General features: G+C 57.9%; 16 protein-coding genes. 6 read left to right on the top strand and 10 right to left on the bottom strand.

The window, feature by feature from the left end:
* Positions 1-252: 252 nt before the first annotated feature.
* The 6 genes from V9K92_RS02165 to V9K92_RS02140 form a co-directional block, all read right to left on the bottom strand.
* The gene (locus V9K92_RS02165; protein WP_307278392.1) at positions 253-390 is read right to left on the bottom strand and encodes a hypothetical protein; all 138 of its coding nucleotides are present in this window, start codon (positions 388-390) and stop codon (positions 253-255) included.
* A gap of 329 nt (positions 391-719) precedes the next feature.
* Complete coding sequence (locus V9K92_RS02160; RefSeq protein WP_337353114.1) at positions 720-2,219, bottom strand: ATP-binding protein; 1,500 nt, start codon at positions 2,217-2,219, stop codon at positions 720-722.
* An 11-nt stretch (positions 2,220-2,230) separates the two neighbouring features.
* Positions 2,231-2,950, bottom strand: a complete 720-nt coding sequence (locus V9K92_RS02155; RefSeq protein WP_337353113.1) for a response regulator — start codon at positions 2,948-2,950, stop codon at positions 2,231-2,233.
* Between the two features lie 146 nt (positions 2,951-3,096).
* Positions 3,097-6,243 (bottom strand): efflux RND transporter permease subunit, encoded by a 3,147-nt coding sequence (locus V9K92_RS02150; RefSeq protein ID WP_337353112.1) that lies wholly within the window; start codon positions 6,241-6,243, stop codon positions 3,097-3,099.
* A 12-nt stretch (positions 6,244-6,255) separates the two neighbouring features.
* Positions 6,256-7,509 carry an efflux RND transporter periplasmic adaptor subunit gene (locus tag V9K92_RS02145; protein WP_337353111.1) on the bottom strand — a complete coding sequence of 418 codons (1,254 nt, stop codon included), beginning with the start codon at positions 7,507-7,509 and terminating at the stop codon, positions 6,256-6,258.
* A 135-nt stretch (positions 7,510-7,644) separates the two neighbouring features.
* On the bottom strand, positions 7,645-7,902 hold the full coding sequence (locus V9K92_RS02140; RefSeq protein ID WP_337353110.1) for a hypothetical protein: 258 nt from the start codon (positions 7,900-7,902) through the stop codon (positions 7,645-7,647).
* A gap of 478 nt (positions 7,903-8,380) precedes the next feature.
* Between V9K92_RS02140 and V9K92_RS02135 the strand changes: the two genes are divergently transcribed.
* The 6 genes from V9K92_RS02135 to V9K92_RS02110 all read left to right on the top strand — a co-directional run bounded on the left by V9K92_RS02135 (position 8,381) and on the right by V9K92_RS02110 (position 15,366).
* A complete protein-coding gene (locus V9K92_RS02135; RefSeq protein WP_337353109.1) occupies positions 8,381-8,812 on the top strand; it encodes a c-type cytochrome in 432 nt (143 codons plus the stop codon).
* 12 nt (positions 8,813-8,824) lie between these two features.
* Complete coding sequence (locus V9K92_RS02130; protein ID WP_307278375.1) at positions 8,825-9,277, top strand: (2Fe-2S)-binding protein; 453 nt, start codon at positions 8,825-8,827, stop codon at positions 9,275-9,277.
* A 3-nt stretch (positions 9,278-9,280) separates the two neighbouring features.
* The gene (locus tag V9K92_RS02125) at positions 9,281-11,500 is read left to right on the top strand and encodes a xanthine dehydrogenase family protein molybdopterin-binding subunit (RefSeq protein WP_337353108.1); all 2,220 of its coding nucleotides are present in this window, start codon (positions 9,281-9,283) and stop codon (positions 11,498-11,500) included.
* A 479-nt stretch (positions 11,501-11,979) separates the two neighbouring features.
* Entirely contained in the window at positions 11,980-12,447 is a 468-nt protein-coding gene (locus tag V9K92_RS02120) for a (2Fe-2S)-binding protein (RefSeq protein ID WP_337353107.1), read from the top strand.
* Positions 12,444-13,136, top strand: coding sequence for an Isoquinoline 1-oxidoreductase subunit (locus tag V9K92_RS02115; RefSeq protein WP_337353106.1), 693 nt, complete (start codon positions 12,444-12,446; stop codon positions 13,134-13,136). The genes V9K92_RS02120 and V9K92_RS02115 overlap by 4 nt, the downstream gene beginning before the upstream one ends.
* Positions 13,137-13,164: 28 nt before the next feature.
* Positions 13,165-15,366: a xanthine dehydrogenase family protein molybdopterin-binding subunit gene (locus V9K92_RS02110; protein ID WP_337353105.1), complete on the top strand. Its 2,202-nt coding sequence runs from the start codon at positions 13,165-13,167 to the stop codon at positions 15,364-15,366.
* A 274-nt stretch (positions 15,367-15,640) separates the two neighbouring features.
* On the opposite strand, the gene V9K92_RS02105 is transcribed toward V9K92_RS02110, so the two are convergent.
* The 4 genes from V9K92_RS02105 to V9K92_RS02090 all read right to left on the bottom strand — a co-directional run bounded on the left by V9K92_RS02105 (position 15,641) and on the right by V9K92_RS02090 (position 19,578).
* A complete protein-coding gene (locus V9K92_RS02105; protein ID WP_337353104.1) occupies positions 15,641-17,059 on the bottom strand; it encodes an HlyD family type I secretion periplasmic adaptor subunit in 1,419 nt (472 codons plus the stop codon).
* 84 nt (positions 17,060-17,143) lie between these two features.
* Complete coding sequence (locus V9K92_RS02100) at positions 17,144-17,782, bottom strand: DedA family protein (RefSeq protein ID WP_337353103.1); 639 nt, start codon at positions 17,780-17,782, stop codon at positions 17,144-17,146.
* Positions 17,783-17,784: 2 nt separating this feature from the next.
* A complete protein-coding gene (locus V9K92_RS02095; RefSeq protein ID WP_337353102.1) occupies positions 17,785-18,051 on the bottom strand; it encodes a hypothetical protein in 267 nt (88 codons plus the stop codon).
* Between the two features lie 453 nt (positions 18,052-18,504).
* Positions 18,505-19,578 (bottom strand): porin, encoded by a 1,074-nt coding sequence (locus V9K92_RS02090; RefSeq protein WP_337353101.1) that lies wholly within the window; start codon positions 19,576-19,578, stop codon positions 18,505-18,507.
* Positions 19,579-19,817 lie beyond the last annotated feature (239 nt).

The following is a 19,817-nucleotide window of genomic DNA, read 5'->3' as shown; positions in this document are numbered from 1 at the left end:
CAAACAGGTCCTTTTCCACCTCGCCTTTGACCGGAACATCCGGCCGAGCTGATAGAGAAGACTATGTCCTTGGCCGGAAGAACAAACCCAGAAAAATGTGCATACTGCCGCCGCTCAACGGACAGAAAATTCCGTCATAAGCGACGTCAAAGGACTTGGGCCTGAACCTGATACGCGAACTTCTTTGTTGACCGGTCACTCCTTCTCACCGCGATCCATACCGGATGCCGCGAGAAGGAGAGCGCCGGTCAATCAGGCCACCAGGGAATTCATCGCCGTGCCAAACCCGATAATCAAGACCAGGAGCAGGACATCAGCGAGCAATCTGCGAACGACGCCGTAAGTCCTGCCATGCAAACGGCTCAAATAATATTCGCGGTAATTTTCCATGACTATACCTCTTATCTTCGTGGATCTCCATCGAAGCGATGGCCGGGTCAACCATGAGGTATCAGGCCCGTTTCGACTTGAGGCAGCTTATCGAGACGCTGTCGCAGGAATATCCCGGCAGCGTTTCGAACTGTAATGAAGTGTAACGAGATGTCGCGGTTGCGGCGAAATCGGCACCGCAAGACGTCGAGGCCGGCGGACGACTTGCCGGCGCCAGATGACAAGTGCCCCCGGCATGTGGCTGCGTTCTGGAAGCGGCTCACAATGATACAGGGACAGACGAATGCTCTCGCATTTGATTCTCTAACGGCTTCGTTACAAAAACCGCATCAAGAAGAGGCCGGGCTTGCCTGTCGTCTGCGGCGCGACAGTTTTATCGCAGATGCGAAACTCCAACGCTTTGAGGTGATGGCCGGCCCGCTTTCGCCTTCGTCATGACGCGGCAGGGAAATAATCGTGCGCATTCCGATGTCCCTGGAAACAAATGTGATGTCACCGCCATGCTGCCGAGCGACAGCCCGCGCAATGGCAAGGCCAAGCCCGATTCCGCCAGTTTGCTTGTTCCGGGATGTCTCCAACCGGAAGAAGGGAGCGAAGACCTTTTCCCTCATCTCTTCCGGGATACCTGGCCCACGATCCTCCACGACAATATCGATGCTGTGTACCGTTTGAAGAGTAAGGACCGTAGCTTCGTCACCGTACCGGACCGCATTTTCGATGATGTTGCGTACTGCACGTCTAAGCCCGTCCGGCCGGCACCGATACGTTATCTTGTCGGCAGAAATCAGGGTTACCGCATGACCCAAATCCTCCTGATCATCGCATATGCTGCCGACCAGCGCCTCGAGCTGGATCGGGCGGGTTTCTTCCTCTGTCGACTCGCCCCGGGCGAACGCGATTGCAGCCTCGGTCATGCTCTGAAGCTCTTCGATCGTCATCAGCATTTTTTGCTGGATGTCCTTGTCCTTGACGAACTCCGTCCTCAGCCGGAGAGTGGTCAGTGGAGTGCGCAGGTCGTGACCAATCGCAGCGAGCATCTTCGTTCTGTCATCAATGAAGCGATGCAAACGCGCTTGCATCTGGTTGAAGGCGGACGCCGTTCGCCGGATTTCCTCCGGTCCCTTCTCTTCCAAAGGAGGCAAGTTCTCCCCGCGCCCAAGTGCCTCGGCAGCTCGGGCCAGACTTTTAAGGGGATGGGCAATGCGGTTTCCTATCAAAACGCCGATTACCGCGAGCACGGCAGCGGTCAGAACAAGTGAGCTGAGGGACGTCGACGTCCACCAGCTATCTTGTTTTACGTAAAAGGCAGAGTTCAAATACCGCCCATCATCCAGTTTTACCACCATGCCATATCCGCGAGCTCCCTCGAAATACGTATATTTCACGGGCTGGGGCAGCGCCCATAACTCTTGAAATGGGGTTTTCCAGTCTTCGTCGTGATTGGAGGACGCAACCTTCTTGGCGCTCGGTATTTGTGCTACTGCTGTGCCACCTTCAAAAACCCGGACAAGATCAACATAATTCTCGAGCGGGCGGGTAAATTGCCTGACGGCCTCCAGTCGCCACGAGGGCGTGTCCGCAGCGTCGCGATCGCTGATCCAAAATCGCGAATCTCCCGTTTCACTGGCGGTAAGGACCTGCTGCCGAAATTGGGGGACAGCCGCATTGACGAGACGGGTCATCGTGCGCGCACGACTGAAAAATTCGCTTTTCGCGGCCGCATCCAGCGCCTTCGAATGCTCATTCCACGATATTACAAAAGTCATGGCCTGGGCTATAAGCAACGCCGCAAGCGTGAACCCGAGGAACTGCGCAGCAAGACTTCTCATCCAAATTCTTATCACTCTAACGACACCTCCGCCGAAAGACTGTATCCCCCACCCCAATGCGTCTTGATGATCGTCGGATTTTTGGGATTGTTCTCAATTTTCTTTCTCAGACGACTGACCTGATTATCGATGCTACGATCAAAGATATCGGCGGTTCGACCAACTGTCAGATCAAGAAGCTGCTCGCGGCTCAAGACGAGTCCCGGTCGCCCGATGAAAACTTTTAGCAGGCGGAATTCAGCTGAGCTAAGAGGAATCCCAACGCCGTCATCACCGGAAATCTCTTGCCGTCCCAAATTGACGCGCCAGGGTCCGACACGGACATTCTTCGGATTTGCGCCGGCGAATTGCAAAGGCGTATTGCCGGATCTGCGCAATACGGCTCGAATGCGAGCCAACAACTCCCTGGGATTGAAAGGCTTCACAAGATAATCGTCCGCACCAAGTTCCAGTCCAATGATCCGGTCTGTATCGTCCGCCATCGCGGTCAGAAAAATGATGGGGGTTCCAGTTGATGCACGCAGATGGCGACAGATGGAGAGCCCGTCTTCACCAGGCATCATCACATCAAGGATGATCAGGTCAATAACCTGCTTTTCGAGCAGACGGCGCAGCGCAGCGCCGCCCTCTGCAGCGCTGACTTTGTACCCCTGCTGTTCAAGATATTGTTGAACGAGATCTCGAATATCGCCGTGATCATCAACAACCACTATATGCGCGGCATCGTCCATATTGGCACCTCATTTCCCGAACGATACATTAAACAGCAGGATATCGCAGCCGAAAAAGTGTATCAAAGTTTCACAGCTCCTAGCCTTTCAGTTGCGCATGGCGACAGGACTGGCAAGACGTCGTTCCTGGCGTTTCGGCCTTTATGCTACTTTGCCGGCGCATCGGCTGCCGGCTGAGAACGAGGCGATCTCGACGCTTCCATCCTGGTCAACATTCGTGTTGCGACATACACCGCCGGGATCAGGAATATGCCGAGAAGTGTCGCGGAAATCATTCCGCCCATCACTCCGACGCCGATGGAATTTTGACTGCCAGCGCCGGCGCCCGAGGCGGTCGCCAGCGGCAAGACCCCCAAGATAAAGGCAAAGGAGGTCATGAGAATGGGACGCAGGCGCTGACGCGCAGCCTCTATTGTCGCTTCGATAAGTGTCTTTCCTTTCGACTCCTCCACCGTCGCAAACTCGACGATCAGGATCGCGTTCTTCGCCGTGAGCCCGATCGTCGTGAGCAGCCCGACTTTGAAGTAGACGTCGTTCAATTGACCAAAATAGCTTGCCGCGGCCAAGGCTCCCAAAATGCCCACGGGAACCGAAAGCATCACGGAGAAGGGTATCGTCCAGCTTTCGTAGAGTGCCGCCAGAGCCAGGAAAACGACGATCACCGAGATGATGTAGAGCTGGAGAGCCTGGTTGCCTGCAAGACGTTCCTCCGCCGACAATCCGGTCCATTGGTGTGAAAAGCCCTCCGGCAGATCTTCGACCATGCGGTCGATCTCTTCCATCGATTGCCCAGAACTCACGCCCGCCGCGGGCGAACCCTGCAATTGCACGGCAGAGACACCATTATACCGCTCCAGCCGGGGCGACCCGAAACTCCAATCCCCGGTCGAGAACGAGGAAAGCGGGACCATCTCACCCGCATTGTTTCGGATGTGCCAGCGCTCGAAGTCCTCGGGTTGCATGCGAAACTCCGCGCCGGACTGCACATATACGCGCTTCACGCGGCCACGGTCCAGGAAATCGTTGACGTATGTGCCGCCCCACGCGGTGGACAGCGTCGCGTCGATATCCGACAGCTCGATGCCCAACGCGCTTGCGCGGTCACGATCGATAGATATGAAAAACTGCGGCGTATCATCCTGTCCGTTCGGACGGGTGCCGGTCAATTTCTCACTTTGTGTGGCGGCGCCCAGGAGCTGGTTGCGTGCGGCCATGAGGGCCTCGTGCCCGGCATTGCCCGTGTCGCGGAGAAAGAAATCGAAGCCGCTATTGTTTCCGAAGCCGGGGATCGCCGGGGGAGCAAGCGCGACCACGCGGCCATCCGATATACTCCGGAAAGCGGCCATGGCGCGTTGCGCAATCGCCGCCGCGCTGGACTCAGGGGTTCGTCTTTGCTCGAAGTCCTTGAGAGCTACGAATACGGTTGCTACGTTCTGCCCTTGCCCCCCAAAACTAAAGCCAACCGAGCCGAAAATTCCCTCAACGTAATCACGCTCATTGGTCATATAATGCTCGATCACCTGATCAAGGACCCGCCGCGTTCGGTCAGCCGTTGCGCCGGGTGGCAGCTGCACCGCCGTCACAAGACGCCCTTGGTCCTCTTCAGGAAGAAAGGCGGAAGGCAGGCTAGTGAAGAGAGCGCCAACTCCAGCGGCAATTGCGATAAACAGGACGACGCTGATGGCAATGCGGCGAAGAAGGGCATGGGTCGTCCGCTGGTAGATGTTCGTGAAGCCAGAAAACCCGGCATTGAACCATCGAAACGGCGTGGCCTTGGCGACCCCATGTTTCGGTTTTCTGAGGAGCGCTACGCAAAGAGCTGGCGTGAGCACCAACGCGACAAGAACCGACAGGATCATCGCCGTGACGATGGTAACTGAAAATTGCCGGTAGATGATGCCGACGGAGCCTGAGAAAAACGCCATCGGAATAAACACCGCGGCCAGAACGGTTGTTATCCCGACCAGGGCGCTGCTGATCTCGCCCATTGACTTGATAGTCGCCTCGCGTGGACCGAGGCCCTCTTCCTCCATGACCCGCTCGACATTCTCGACAACGACGATGGCATCGTCCACCAGGAGACCGATAGCGAGCACCATGCCAAACATTGTGAGCGTGTTGATGGAATAACCAAACAGCCCCAGGACGGCGAACGTTCCGAGCAACACGACCGGAATGGCCAATGTCGGAATGATCGTGGCCCGGATGTTTTGCAGAAACAGATACATGACCAGGAAGACGAGGACGATGGCCTCGATGAGGGTCACCACCACACCTTCAATGGACAATCGGACGAAAGGCGATGTGTCGAAGGGATAATGGACGTCCACGCTCGTCGGAAAATTCACGCGTTGCCGCTCGATCTCGGCGCGTATGCCCTCGGCCGTCTCCAACGCGTTGGCGCCGGCCGTCAGCCTGAAACCGATCCCGGCAGCCGGCGTGCCGCTATATGTACTCGAATTGTTGTAACTCTCGGCCCCGAGCTCAACCTTTGCAACGTCGTTGAGGCGGATAACAGAGCCATCGGCGGCGCTATCCAATATGATCGCCTCGAACTGTTCTACCGTCTGCAGGCGGCTCCCGGCCGTGACCGTCGCATTGAGTTGCTGGCCACTTCGTTGCGGCAGGGCACCGAGCTGCCCTGCGGAGACCTGGGTATTTTGTGCGCGCACAGCCTGCGTCACATCGCTGGCCATCAAGCCATGCTGTGCCAGTTTGTCGGGATCGAGCCAGATTCGCATTGCGTAGCGGTCAGAACCTAGAAGCCGCGCCTCACCGATCCCTGGCACCCTTCGCAACGAGTCCATCAGAGACGTATCGATGAAGTCGGCAATATCGTTTCCGCTGAGACTCCGGTCGGAAGATGCCAGAGCGGCAATCAAGAAGAAGCTCGCCGTTGATTTCGAGACCGTCAATCCGCTGTCGAGCACGGCCTGCGGCAACCGCGCCTCAACGAGTTGGAGGTTGTTTTGAACCTGCATTTGCGCCACGTCTGGATCGGCTTGACTGGTGAAAGTAAGCGTGATCGAAGCTTCGCCAGTCGCTGCGGAGTTCGATGAGATGTAATCGACGTTGTCAATCCCGGTCATGCCTTGCTCGATCACCTTGGTAACCGAATCCTCCACCGTTTTTGCGTCGGCTCCGGGATAGTTCGCGGTAATCCGGACGGCAGGCGGTGCGATTTGCGGATATTGGGATATCGATAGCGCTGGGATCGACAAAGCGCCCGCCATCATGATTGCAATGGCGAGGACGAAGGCAAAGATCGGTCGTTCGATGAAGAAGCGGGACATGAATGTAGAATCCTATTGAAGCGACGGGGTGGGCGATCTCGCGAGATCTTGGGCATCGCGTCGTGGCTCGCGCGACGGTGCAGAGGCTTGCTGCACATCTCTCAGTTCCCCCGTCTGATCTTCAACAATCACATCCTTTATCCGGACCTGCCGCCCCACTCCCGCTCGCTGGAATCCCTCGACAATGACGCGGTCGCCCTCGGTGACGCCGGCGGTGACGAGCCAGCTGTTGCCGATGATGCGATCGACGGTGAGAATACGCTCCTCGATCTTCATCTCCCCGTTGACGAATCTTGCAGTTGCCTGGCCGCGGGGGTTGCGGGAAACGGCACGCTGCGGTACGAGGAAACTGTTCTCCACAGAGCCCTCTTCGATCAGCGCACGCACATACATCCCCGGCATCAGGGTGCCGTCGGGATTTGGAAACTCGGCGCGCAACGAGACCATTCCCGTCGATTGCGAGACGGAAGATCCAACGAACTGCAGCTTGCCGGGAATCGGGTAGCGCGAACCGTCCTCAAGCTTGAGCTCGACCGTTACAAATTTTTCACTTGATTTGGCGCTGTTGGATGTGAGCGCCTTCAGCGCCAGAAGGCTGGCGCTCGACCGTACAAGATCCACATTGATGATGTCGTGCTGACGAATTGTCGTCAGAGGCTGCGCCTGGTTCTGGGTGACCAAAGCGCCTTGCGTGACAGCCGAACCATCGACGCGACCACTGATCGGCGCCACGATCTTTGTGTAGGCGAGCTCGATCCGAGCCGTTTCCACCGCTGCTGTCGCCGCTGCAACGTCCGCCTCCAACTGCAGCAACTGGGTTCGCGCCTCGTCAAGCTCCTGCTGGCTGACCACATTGGCGGTGCTCAGCCTCTGGTAGCGATCGAACCGCGCTCGAGCACTTGGAACCGCGCTCTCCGCCCGCTGAAGGGCAGCTTGCGCGTTTCGATAAGCGGCCTCGAAGGGCGTCGGATCGAGTTCGTACAACACGTCGCCGGCCTCAACGAGACTGCCCTCCCTGAAAACCCGCCGCAGGATGGTACCCGTTACCCGAGGCCGGACCTCAGAGACCAGATGGGCGCTCGCCCTTCCTGGCAATTCGCGCGTAAGCGTCACGTCTCTTTGCTGCAATGTCTGAACGCTTACTTCCGGAACTTCCGTCTTGCCTGACTGCTGGGCCGCGACATTGGGGTTGGATCCGTACAAGGCAAGGGACCAGCAAGTCACCATGATCATTTGGAACAGGACGCGTCGGAAAGGTCGGATCATTCGAAACACCATGGAAAAGTTGTTCGGTGGCACACCCCACGCAACCGTTGCGCCATGGCGGTTACCGGAACGTAATGGGGAGTTGTCGCGTGGGTGTGCCGCAGGCCCCCCAAAGTGTATCAATGTGTCACTCAGCTATCGCGGAGGAGGATGAGCATCCTTGTTTTGGCGCACAGCTGGCTCGCTGCGGCCGAACTTCTGGGGCGGACGCACGTCTTGAGAGCGTAGCTGACGGAGCAACTGATCGGAGCTCTGCGCTCCCTGCTGGGCAAATTGGAGCAGCTGTTGCGCCGCCTTGAGCGCGGTTTCATCCGTCAATTCGAGTTTATTATCGTCGCAGAAAGTAGCGAGCGCTCGTTTGAGCTCGCGCAGTTCCCAAAGTCCGATCTGCATTTGCCTTCTCCCAATTGCTTCACTAACGGTATGTTGCCATTGGGATGTCCCCTGGTTGTGCCGAAGATGTAACGATTGGTGCCGGTCACATGATCCGGATGACAACTGAGATGTCGGCAGGCATTTAGAAAACAGACGAATTGCCGTGTACGCGGTTTCTTTGGACAAGGTGAAATCCCCGACGAGCGCGACGTTGCGACCGGAACCGAGCTCCGTCCGGGGCGACGAGAAGCCTCTCAGTTATTTGCCAATCCCGGCCAAGTGCACATCATGCTCATTGTTGGTTGGCAGGGCAGATACATGTTTGTCTCCTGCAACAGCGGTGGCTACGATGGTGTCGCTCGAAGAAACAGACACACCCTTATTGCAGAGGTCTCCAGCACCAAACTCGGACGATTGAAAAGGTATGACGGATTTCCAAGCATAGATCGTTCTTACGGGCATAACTATCGTATCGCCTGAATATGGAGGCGATACGATGATTTCCAACACGATCCATGCCGCAGCCGCACCGACAACCGGCCGCATCAAGCGACCGGCGGGCGCTCTGCTCGCAGCCCTCTTGCCTTTTGCTGCCTTGGTTTATCCTTTTTTGGCCACCGCTCAGGAGGCCGATGGACAGCGCTTGTTTCGGCAACGTTGCGCCACCTGTCACAACATCGAGCCGGGACAAAACAAAATGGGTCCCCAACTCCTTGGCATCATCGGTCGCGTTGCCGGCAGCGTCGAAGGCGCGAACTATTCCGGCGCAATGCAGTCTTCGGGCATCACCTGGGGCCGCCAGTCACTTGACACCTTCCTGGCCGCCCCGCGGCAGATGGTGCGCGGGACACGGATGACTGTCAGCGTCCCCGATGCGGCGCAACGAGCCGCAATCATCGATTACCTCGAAAGCCAATCACCAGATTAAGGAGAAGCACTCATGACAGCCTTCACGATTAATGGGAATGCGGTTGATGTCGCCGCCGAACCGGATACGCCGCTCCTGTGGGTGATCCGCGAGCATCTGAAGCTCACCGGTACCAAATTCGGTTGCGGGATTGCGCAATGCGGCGCCTGCACTGTCCATATCGATGGAGAGCCGGCGCGTTCCTGCCAGACTTTCCTTGAGGACGTTGCGGGGCGGAAGGTGACTACCATTGAGGGCCTATCGCCAGATTCCAGCCACCCGCTGCAGAAGGCCTGGATTATCGAGCAGGTGCCGCAATGTGGCTACTGCCAGTCCGGCCAGATCATGCAGGCGGCAGCGCTCCTCGAGCATACTCCCGGCCCCACGCGCGAACAGATTATCGCTCACATGGACGGCAATATTTGTCGTTGCGGGACCTATGTCCGCATCATTAGTGCCATTGAGCGAGCAGCGAGAGAGGGCTAAGCGATGAATCAGATATTGAAGGCTCAATCCCGCGTACTTTCGCGGCGCAGCTTCCTGATGACAGTTGGCGGCCTCGGCATCGCGGTCTCATTCGGAACGCTGGTCGACCTTGCCTACGGCGCGACCATGGCCGCCGTCGCCGAAGGAGAGTTCCGTCCCAACGCCTGGATCACGATCGGCGGGGACGGAACGGTCAGCATCATCGCCCCAGCCGTTGAGATGGGTCAGGGCATCACAACAACACTGCCACTGCTCGTCGCCGAGGAACTGGATGCCGACTGGAACCGTGTGCGGGTCGTGCAGGCTCCCTCCGATGCCGAGACCTACGGCAATCCCGGATTCTATGGCGTTCAGCTCACTGGCGGCAGCGAATCGACACGCGGCTACCATGCACTGCTCCGCCTGACCGGTGCCCAGACACGCTTGATCCTGCTAGCCGGCGCGGCTGGCATGCTGAATGTGCCAGTGAGGGAGCTCAAGACCGAGCCCCATAGGGTCTTGCATCCATCTTCAGGCCGCTCGCTGGACTACGGTGAGATCGCTGCCAAGGCCGTGCTTCCGGACCCGCTGCCGCAAGCGGCAGAGACTGATCTAAAGCCAAGCGACCGCTGGCGCTATATCGGAAGCCGAACAATCGGGCGTATCGACGTACCCTCGAAGGTCAATGGCACCGCGATCTTCGGTATCGACGTCCAGCTTCCGGGGATGCTCTACGGAGCGGTCCTACGGGCACCGGTTCAGGACGAAGGACCCCAGACCATCGACGACGCTGAAGCGCGCAAGGTGCCGGGCGTCACTCATATTGTTCCGCTGCCCTACGGCGTCGGCATCATTGGCGAGACGGTTGAAGCGACCAAGCGTGCAAAAGACCTACTAAACGTGACCTGGAGCACGACATCACGCGTCCGAAGCTACACGAGCCAGCGGCTGCTGGACGAATACCGCGCCGTCGGCCGCGACCTCGAGCAGCAAGGCGTTTCAGCGCACGCCAATGGTGACGCTGAGGCGGCGATCACCGGGGCCGCGAGGGTGATAGAAGTCGACTATATGAGCGACCACGTCGCCCACGCGACCATGGAGCCGATGAATGCCACGGCACTTGTCACCGGCGACAGGGTCGAGATCTGGGCGCCCACCCAGGGCCCGACTGGCACACAGGGCTTTGCCGCCGAGGTGGTGGGCACCACGCCTGACAAGGTCAAGGTGAATACAACCTTCGTCGGCGGCGGCTTCGGGCGCAAGGCGGAGGCAGATTTCATCGTTGACGCGGTGTCGCTGGCCAAGGCGGTGCAGGGTCGACCGGTCAAGGTCATCTGGAGTCGCGAGGACGACGTCCGCTACGACAAGTTCCGGCCCTTGGAGGCACAGCACGTCAGGGTCGGGCTCGATGCCGAGGGCAACATCATCGGATGGCGGCATCGTATCGTAGCGGACTCGATCTTTGCACGCACACTGCCGCCGGTCTTCGAGCAAGCCGGCGGACACGACGACGTGGTGACCGAGGGAGCAAAATTCAACTACGCCGTGCCAGCCCATCAGATCGAATACCTGCGTCAAGACAACGGTCTCGCTATCGGATTCTGGTTCGCGGTGGGGGTCGGTTATACAAGGTTTGCGATTGAATGTGTCATCGACGAGATTGCTGCCGCCAGAGACATGGATCCCTTAGCGCTGCGGTTGGAGTTGCTCAAGGACCAGCCGCGCGCGCGCAAGGTGATCGAGACTGTTGCCCAGATGGCTGATTGGGATCGGGCGCGGAACGGCCAGGCGCTCGGCTTGGCCTATTCCGATGCCTTCGGTTCCCATTGCGCGCAGGTGGCCGAGGTCTCACTCAACCGGGAGACCGGCGTCATCCGGGTGCATAAGGTCTGGTGCGCGATCGATCCTGGTGTAGCGATCCAGCCCCTCCATATCGAGGCCATGATGATGACCGGCATCACCAACGGGACCGGTCATGCGCTGTTCGAGCAAATCAACGTTATCGATGGCGAGGTTCAGGAGTCGAACTTCGACACGTATCGGGTGATCCGCATGTCCGAGGCGCCTGAAATCGAGGTGGCTGTCGTGCCGACGCCGGGGAGTCCCTTTGGCGGCATTGGTCAGGCAGGTCTGCCCCCTACCGGTCCGGCAATCGCCAATGCTGTTGCGCGGCTCACCGGCGGTGTGCGGCTTCGTCACTATCCCTTCACTCCAGAACGGGTAAAGGCGGCGCTGGACAGCTAGAGCTTCTTCGGGCGGCAAAGCCTTCACAGGTTTTGCCGCATGCGTCTTTCCATAGCCGCGACCGTCGCGGTTATGGGCTTTCCCATCGCTGCCGACCCGCCCCGTTGGTATGGCCATCTGGGTCAATGTCTCCACGGCTGGAATGTACCGAGCATTCGAGAGATGAAGACTAGCCGACCAAATGTAGTAACAGCTCTCCTGCACTGATGACTGGCCCTCAGCGAGGGAGCACCTGTTCTCAAATCAATCGGGTTTCACCAATTAGTACTTCGATCGAACTATTCCTAAATTTCTGATCTTGAACGCTTCGCTCGTCCTCATAGCTGGCCCCATTTTCCCGGATCCTGCCCTCATTCGTCACGAAAGGGCCATGCAGGCATTTGTAGGAATGGGCAGTTTTTCTGAAGGATCGCGCGTGTTCGTCAGGACGGGAAAAGAATAGTCTCTCGGCAAATTCGTTGAAACCCGAAGAGTTGTTCATGCTTTACACGCTTTCCGTCAATGGCCAGGTTCACCGCGTCGAAGATGACGGGGAGACTCCACTCCTCTGGGTGCTCCGCGACACGCTGAAGCTGACCGGCACCAAATATGGCTGTGGAATAGCGCAGTGCGGCGCATGCACCGTGCACATCAACGATGTTCCGACGCGCTCATGCACGCTCTCACTTGAGGCGGCTTCGTCCGCAAGGATCACTACAATCGAGGCTGTAGAAGGCGCTGACGTGAGGGCGCTCCAGGAGGCGTGGGTTGCGCTCGACGTCCCGCAATGCGGCTTTTGTCAGTCCGGGCAGCTCATGAGCGCGATCGCGCTGCTTCGCACCGTCGAAAGCCCCACCGACCGCGATATCGATCTGGCCATGAGCGGTAACATCTGTCGCTGCGCGACTTACAACCGGATTCGCGCTGCGATCCATGAAGCGGCATTGAAGTTGGGTACACCAACATGAGTTGGCGTGCATCCGCTTTCGGAAACTTGCGTCGTCGACTTAAAGTAGGGCTCTTGTCCATATTTGGACTGATCTTGGTGGCGGGTGCGGGCGGCCTTGCTTACGCGCTGTACCCTGGAACCATGCCACAGACACAGCCCATCGAAACCAAGCTGCAGCCTGCCGAGGTCGAACGCCTGCGCCGGGCCGCTGACTTCGCTGCGATAGCCGATCTGAACGAACGTTCGGTTGCGCTGTTCGAGGAGGCTGGACGCGTCATCCAGCATCCACGCTGTATGAATTGTCATCCGCAAACCGATCGGCCGACGCAGACTGATGCCATGCGCGCCCATGTGCCATGGGTCACACGTGGTCTGGATGGAGGCGGTGCTGCGACGCTGCGCTGCTCGACCTGCCATGGCGAGACGAATTTCGAGCCATCCGGCGTGCCCGGCAATTCAGCATGGATGCTCGCGCCGATCGAAATGGCCTGGCAGGGCAAGCGGCTTGGCGATATCTGTCGGCAGCTTCTGGACCCCGCACGGTCGCATATGACGCGCGAAGAACTGCTCCATCACATGACGGAGGACGGACTGGTCGGCTGGGCCTGGCATCCAGGCGCAGACCGCACACCTGCACCCGGCACTCAGGCGCAGTTCGGGGCGTTGATCAAAGCTTGGCTCGAAACCGGTGCAGGGTGCCCTCAGTGAGCCGGTTAAGCCCGATAGGAGAATGTCCATGACCGATACACCAGCCAAGAAACGGCGCTTTCGGATGTCTCGCCGCCGGTTTATCCTTGGCGGATCGCTGGTCGGCGGCGCGCTGGTCGTTGGCTATGTCGCCACCAACCCGATGCAGGTCGTCGGCTCCATCCTGCAAGCTGGCGGTAGCGATCCGGAGCCGAGTGCTTTCGGGCCCTTCATTCGCATCGCCGACGACGGTTGGGTAACGGTCGTTAGCAGGCAGCAGGAACTGGGTCAGGGCATCCATGCCGGCTTGGCTGCGATCGTTGCAGAGGAGCTCGACGCGGATTGGGACAGAGTGCGCGTGATCGATTCACGTAGCAATTTTCGCGCCTATGGTCCACAAATGACAGGAGCGTCAAACGGCATTGCATCCAATTGGGACTTGATGCGCAATGCCGGTGCTGCGGCGCGTGCCATGTTTGTCAAAGCGGCTGCGGTCCGCTGGGACGTTCCGAGCGGCGAGATCAACGTACGCGGCGGCATCGTATCCCATCTAGGCTCAAACCGCACCGCCACCTTCGTTGATCTCCTTACCGACGCTTCGCGCCAGAGGCCGCCGGAATCGCCGGTGCTTAAACAGCCAGCGGACTATCGGCTGATCGGCTCCGGCAAGGTGCGGCGCAAGGATAGCCTTCCGAAGAGCACGGGCGCCCAGGTCTACACGCAGGACATCCAGCGCCCGGACATGCTGGTTGCGATGGTCGCGCATAGCCCCCGCTTCGGCGGCAAGCTGGCGCGGTTCGATGCATCCGACGCGCGCAAGATAAAGGGCGTCGTCGATGTCTTTGCGATCGAAACCGGCGTTGCCGTGGTCGCCGAAGCGACCTTTGCCGCATGGCAGGGACGCGATGCGCTTCGCATCGAATGGGATGACAGCGAAGCCGAAACGCGCTCCACGCACGAACTCGTCGGCTACTATCACGCTATCGCGGCAGGACGCAGCAATTTGGAACCGGGAGAATTCGATTCCAAGGGCGACGATCCTGAGGTCCCGTTCGGTGGTGACGTCGCGGAGTTCGCCTTCGACTTTCCCTATCTCGCGCATGCGCCAATGGAGACACTCGATTGTGTTGCCCAGGTGAATGGCTGGGACGTCTCGATCACATCGGGCGCGCATCTGGCGACGGTTGACCAAGTCTATGCAGCGTTTGCCGCCCGCACCATTCCTGGCAAGGTCGACATCGAAGTGGTGCCGGCAGGGGGGTCATTCGGCCGGCGCGGCGTCCTGAGCTCCGACTATCTCGTCGAATGTGTGCGGATCGCGAAGCGGACCGATGGCCGCCCGGTCAAGCTGATGTGGAGCCGCGAGGACGAGATCGCATCCGGCTGTTTCCGGCCCATGTCGCATCACCGTGTGTGGGTTCAATTGGGTCCGGACGGGTTTCCGACGCGCTGGCGCATCCACAGCGTCTGCCAATCGCTTCTTCCCGTTGGGCCGAACTCTCTGGCTACCGAAGGGATCACCCACTCCCCGTATTTTTCGACCGCTTCGACCGTCGATGGCAAGATCTTCACCCCAACTTTTCCGGTCGTGGTCGGCTTATGGCGCTCGGTCGGCCACTCCTATACCGCCCTGGTGATGGAGCATATCGTCGATCAACTTGCCCGGCGGGCCGGCCTCGACCCGGCAGCGTACCGACGTGTGTTCTACGAGAAGGTTGGGGATAGGCGACGGCTGGCAGTCCTTGACGAGCTTTGCCTGAAGGCAGGATGGGGCACGGCGCTGGAAACCGGCTGGGCGCGGGGCCTCGCCATTCACGAAGCGTTCGGCACAATCGTCGGCCAGGTCGCCGAGGTGCGATTGGTCGACGGCCGGCCTATCGTCCGCCGCGTTGTTGCTGTCGTCGATTGCGGTATCGCCATCGCGCACGGCCAGATCGCAGCGCAAATGGAGGGAAGCATAGGCTTCGGTCTGTCTGCTGCTCTCTATGGCGCGATCACGCTAAAGGACGGTATCGTTCAGGAAACCAATTTCGATCAGTACCTGGTTTTGCGTATGAACGAGATGCCGGTCGTCGAAACCCACATTATCGCCTCCACAAACAGGCCGACCGGAATGGGCGAGCCTGGGGTAGCGCCCATCGCACCGGCGGTGGCGAACGCGATCTTGGCATTGACTGGTCAGCCAACGTTACACCTGCCGTTCCTCGACGGAACCGCTCGCAGCAATATGGACGTGTCCGCGCAATCTTAGCTGTTGTGCACGAATGTGGAAACGCAAGGATCGAACAGGCTGGCAGCCGTGGTGTGCCGTGGGCCTGATGGAAAAGAAAGGGGTGATTACGCTAATTGACGGTCCTCAACGACCTAGACAACTTCGATCCATCCCGGACCGGACATCTCTTACTGGACCAAACGGCCTGGAAAGTCATAAAACACTGGTGCTTGAGCTTTTTATCCTGACGGAAACCAGGGGTAGTACACTTGCCAGCAAGGCCACGATCAGATGCGTTGAAAAGTTTTTCTCACTAATCTTCCCTGAACGCCCGATTGAAGCTGTCAGTAATTGGGCCAGCAAGATAGTCGATGGCGCGGCGTGATTTATGAACGATAAGAATTTCTGCTGGCATGCCGGGATAGAGTTTGATGGATGGATTGGCGGCCAATGATTGGGCCGATATCTCGGCACGTGCCACAAAGTAAGCCGTCTCGTCTGTTTCATCTATGAGCTGATCAGCGGCAACATAGGTGACTTTGCCGTTGAGGGGTGACAAGGAACGCTGATTGAATGCAGTTAATCGGACCTGAACCACAGAATTGACTGCCACGCCATCAATATCGCGCGGACTGATCCTCATCTCGACGACCATCGGTTCGTTTTCAGGAACAATATCAAGTATTTCTTCTCCAGCCGCAATAACACCGCCAGGTGTACGCAATCGAATATTGTCAACGATACCTGCTTGCGGTGAACCTATCTCAACTCGGCGCAGAACATCCTTCGCAGCAATAATCCGCTCTTCAGTATCGGCAAGATCGTTCTGGCTTGTCGTAATCTCGCCGGCAATTTCCGACTGTAAGTCGCTTTCAATGCCATGGAGAGCAAATTCTGCACCAGCCTTCGCCTGTTCTGCTATTGCCTTGTCGCCAGCATATTCACCACGACTTCCGGCAAGTGCGCTCAATCGTGCATCGATCTCTGTCAGTCTGGATCTCTCCGCAAACCCTTTTTTGACCAAGCCGGCGATAGCATCGCGTTGTTCTGTAATCAGGGCGATCTGCCGGTCAGTCGCTGCTATTTGCACCTGTGAGGCTCTGGCCTGCTCGGTATATTGTTCGATGGTTTTTAGCTGCACATCGACACGACCCATCTTCTGGGACGAGCGCTTCTCGAAGAATATCTGCTCTGCCTTCATGGCGTTCCGAGCGGCAACGTCATCCCCAGCACTGAAATCCTCCGGAAATTCGACCCTGGCCGCGGTGGCTTGTTCCGCTCGCAGGCGCGCAAGCTTGGCAATCAAACCGACCCGCCGGCTCTGTAAGGCCCGCAGTTCCGAGCGGGCCCTCGTGTTATCCAGCCTAACGAGCGGTTGACCGACCTTTACAACATCGCCTTCGCGCACCAGCAGGCGATCCAAAATGCCGCCTTCGAAATGGCTGATGGTTTTGCGCTTCGAGTCGATGATCACGGTTCCAACTGCAACCGCCGCGCTTCCCAGTTCGGCTGAGTAGGCCCAGGTGAAAAATCCGCCAAACGCAATGGCGATTGTGGTGATTCCGGCGATGACCAGCCTGCGTAATGGGGACTTTTCGTCTTCCTGGTCAAGGTCTTTCACCCACTCGGGAGGGACGGTGCCAAACTTCGTCGGCAGATGAACCTCCGTTGCAGCGGCAGGCCGAGCAAGCAATTGCGTGACATGTTCGGGACGATTGATTCTATCGGTCATGATTGGATTGCCACCTTTGGGTCGGCCGGCATAGTCGAAGCAACACCTTGCATGCGGCACTTATCAAAGCAGCAGTCGCGTTTGTCATGATCGGTTTTCTCGCAGGGTTGCGCGCCGTGGGCGACGGACGGCAAATCGCCATGCAAGCGCCAGCAGCACTTCAATTGCGATGAGGAAAACCAGCACCTTGATCGCCAGGACCAACGCGTTCATCCCGGGAACTGCTATCACGGCAAAGTATCCGACGACGATGAACAGGCTATTCCAAAGAGCGATGCCCAGTATCGTCCCTCCGGCAAATCGCCCGAAGTTCGCGGGAATAAGCCCGGCAACCAATGGCGCGATCAGGCGCACCGCGGGGATGAGCTGGGAAATGACGATCAGGGTTCGCTCACGCGCCCGGAACGACGATAAGGTTCTATCGATGCGCGCCGGTGATAAGCCGAGCAACCTGCCAAACCAGTACAGGAGCTTGATAGACCGGCCCTGCCCCACAGCTCGCACCAGCAGATAGAGGACCAGTCCCCCGCTGAAGCTTCCGGCCGTCGTAAAGATAATGGCATCCGGGAGTGACCAAGCGCTGTCCACAGACGCAATGCCGATGGCGACCAGAACGCCGTAGGACGGAAGAATGGGCACGAAACGCTCGGCCAGTCCGATCGCAAAGAGGCCAAACATGCCATAAACAGCGATCCAATCAATGAGACTTCCAAGCGGGTCCATGCTTATACCCTGCCTTTGCCCGCTTGCGCATCCCAATTTCGAGTAGTTGGCAACGCATTTTGCTCATTGAATCGCATGGCTATCAGGGTCTCGGACAGGTCCAAAAGCCAGCGGGCGATATAAACGTGGTTCACCGCCGCCGCAAGCGCGGCGCGTGTTAGGCCCTTGGCGCTCGCTTTGTTCCCGCGCGGGGGGCTGGCGATGCCCACTTTTCGGTGCACAGCGGTGAGTGTCGGCAAGCTGCAACAGGAGGTATCGGGATTGGACATTTTTCATGCCCCTTTTTCTTGGAGTGAATTACGAAGTTTCGGGTTGCGTCGGCCACCGTGGCCAATGTGAGACCGCGATGCGCCGGATTGCGGGTTAGCACAGCAAGACCAGTCAGGATGCGGATGGCCAGAACAATCAGCATGCCTGACCAAGACCGTTGGGGATCTGCCCTGCTGTTCCCATCAAGCTAGAGGAAGAGTCCAATGACTAGAATGCCCTAACCTGCAATGAATTTGCCTATTCCTACAAGCCGACGTCAGAGCGGGTTCGTCAGTAAAAAAACGGTGGGCCGGACGAAGCCCACCGTTTCATGAACAATGACCTGACTGGAGATCGGATCATTATTTTCTCAGGCCGCAGTCCTTCTACGGCATGAGGATGGGCCATTTCCCAATACGGGAACTGTCCCAATGTTCCGGGGCGTGTGTCCCGGAATCGTGTTTCGCTTGTACTTAGAAGTTCCTTTGGAAGCGGATAATGCCCTCGAAGGCATCATCTTCGTTGCCGTCGATGTTGTTCCGGTCCTGGCGTTCGCCGCCGAAAGACGTATAGCTGATTTCTGGCGTGATCACGAAGCCGGCAACCAGTTCGTAGGCTACGTTGGCGGCAGCAGCGAATGTACCGTCCTCTTCATAGGCGCCTTGCAGGTTAAAGGTTGCCTTCTCGGAAAGTTTGGCTGCAAGCCCGCCCCACACGGCATAGTCGCCGTGCCATGCGCCGAAGTAGTTGTTCTCGAACTCGTCGCCATTGGACTTGTAGCCACCCATTACCCAAGCCGAGATCGTGTCGCTGAGGCTCACATCCAAGCGGACCTTGCCAGCCCATTCTTCGGAAACCGAATCATACCCGACGACACCGGAGACTTTGCCCCAGTCCTGCTCATATCGCGCACCGGCAACAATGTGGGGCATGTAATCATCGATGGTGTAGTCGACATCACCGTAGCCCTGGTCGGTTTCCATGCCCTGTTCAGCGCCGATCATGGCGGAGAGACCGTTGCCACCAGCCCAAGTATAACTGATCTGGTTGGTGACATACTGACCTGCCAGGATCACGTCATCGTTTATAATATCGCCCATATAGCCAGTCCAGGTCATGAACTGTGAGTCTGTCGCACCGACACGGAAACCACCGAGTTCGATGAAGCCGTTGTTCAACTCGACGGAATCGGCATCGTTGCCGTCGACGAAGTTGAAACGCAACTCGGCATAGGAACGCAATGTGCCGAGTTCCGTTTCATCGCGTGCATCAACGCGAAGGGAAAAACGCGAACGCTGGGAATAAGTGTCACGGTCTTCGCCATTATATGCATTGCCACCGGCACGGGCGTCATAGCGCATGTAACCGCTGATCTTCAGGCAGGTTTCGGTGCCTGGGATGTAGAAGAAGCCAGCGCCGTATGTGTCACAAACGCGGACATACTCCACCGGCTCCGGGTCGGCAACAACAACTGCATCTGCGGCACGAGCACCCGATACCACGACAAGTGCGGCAGCGGATCCCAATAGCAAGCTCTTAATGTTCATCATAAATCTCCATAAGTGTTCTATTTACGTCGCGACTAAGCTCGAAATATTTTAAGGTGTCAAAGCTATTTTTTGCGTCCGCGATCCATCTTTTTTTCGCGTTGCAGTTGAGCAACAGCCAATCGATCCCCATTCGCGTTTATCAATAACATGTTGTTTTCCTTATATATATTTAACAGATATGTAGACATGGCTTCGCAATTCGGTAAAGATCAGTTCGAGAAACACTTAGCCGGCTG

The organism is Phyllobacterium sp. CCNWLW109 (assembly GCF_037203905.1).
Lineage (GTDB): Bacteria > Pseudomonadota > Alphaproteobacteria > Rhizobiales > Rhizobiaceae > Phyllobacterium > Phyllobacterium ifriqiyense.
Note: the sequence above shows the minus strand (reverse complement) of the source record. Positions and strands in the feature narration are given on the sequence as shown.

What these genes read in the sequence shown, in the direction of transcription:
- V9K92_RS02165 (WP_307278392.1), bottom strand. Translation starts at nt 390, where the DNA reads ATGGAAAATTACCGCGAATATTATTTGAGCCGTTTGCATGGCAGGACT.
- V9K92_RS02160 (WP_337353114.1), bottom strand. Translation starts at nt 2,219, where the DNA reads ATGAGAAGTCTTGCTGCGCAGTTCCTCGGGTTCACGCTTGCGGCGTTG.
- V9K92_RS02155 (WP_337353113.1), bottom strand. Translation starts at nt 2,950, where the DNA reads ATGGACGATGCCGCGCATATAGTGGTTGTTGATGATCACGGCGATATT.
- V9K92_RS02150 (WP_337353112.1), bottom strand. Translation starts at nt 6,243, where the DNA reads ATGTCCCGCTTCTTCATCGAACGACCGATCTTTGCCTTCGTCCTCGCC.
- V9K92_RS02145 (WP_337353111.1), bottom strand. Translation starts at nt 7,509, where the DNA reads ATGATCCGACCTTTCCGACGCGTCCTGTTCCAAATGATCATGGTGACT.
- V9K92_RS02140 (WP_337353110.1), bottom strand. Translation starts at nt 7,902, where the DNA reads ATGCAGATCGGACTTTGGGAACTGCGCGAGCTCAAACGAGCGCTCGCT.
- V9K92_RS02135 (WP_337353109.1), top strand. Translation starts at nt 8,381, where the DNA reads ATGATTTCCAACACGATCCATGCCGCAGCCGCACCGACAACCGGCCGC.
- V9K92_RS02130 (WP_307278375.1), top strand. Translation starts at nt 8,825, where the DNA reads ATGACAGCCTTCACGATTAATGGGAATGCGGTTGATGTCGCCGCCGAA.
- V9K92_RS02125 (WP_337353108.1), top strand. Translation starts at nt 9,281, where the DNA reads ATGAATCAGATATTGAAGGCTCAATCCCGCGTACTTTCGCGGCGCAGC.
- V9K92_RS02120 (WP_337353107.1), top strand. Translation starts at nt 11,980, where the DNA reads ATGCTTTACACGCTTTCCGTCAATGGCCAGGTTCACCGCGTCGAAGAT.
- V9K92_RS02115 (WP_337353106.1), top strand. Translation starts at nt 12,444, where the DNA reads ATGAGTTGGCGTGCATCCGCTTTCGGAAACTTGCGTCGTCGACTTAAA.
- V9K92_RS02110 (WP_337353105.1), top strand. Translation starts at nt 13,165, where the DNA reads ATGACCGATACACCAGCCAAGAAACGGCGCTTTCGGATGTCTCGCCGC.
- V9K92_RS02105 (WP_337353104.1), bottom strand. Translation starts at nt 17,059, where the DNA reads ATGACCGATAGAATCAATCGTCCCGAACATGTCACGCAATTGCTTGCT.
- V9K92_RS02100 (WP_337353103.1), bottom strand. Translation starts at nt 17,782, where the DNA reads ATGGACCCGCTTGGAAGTCTCATTGATTGGATCGCTGTTTATGGCATG.
- V9K92_RS02095 (WP_337353102.1), bottom strand. Translation starts at nt 18,051, where the DNA reads ATGTCCAATCCCGATACCTCCTGTTGCAGCTTGCCGACACTCACCGCT.
- V9K92_RS02090 (WP_337353101.1), bottom strand. Translation starts at nt 19,578, where the DNA reads ATGAACATTAAGAGCTTGCTATTGGGATCCGCTGCCGCACTTGTCGTG.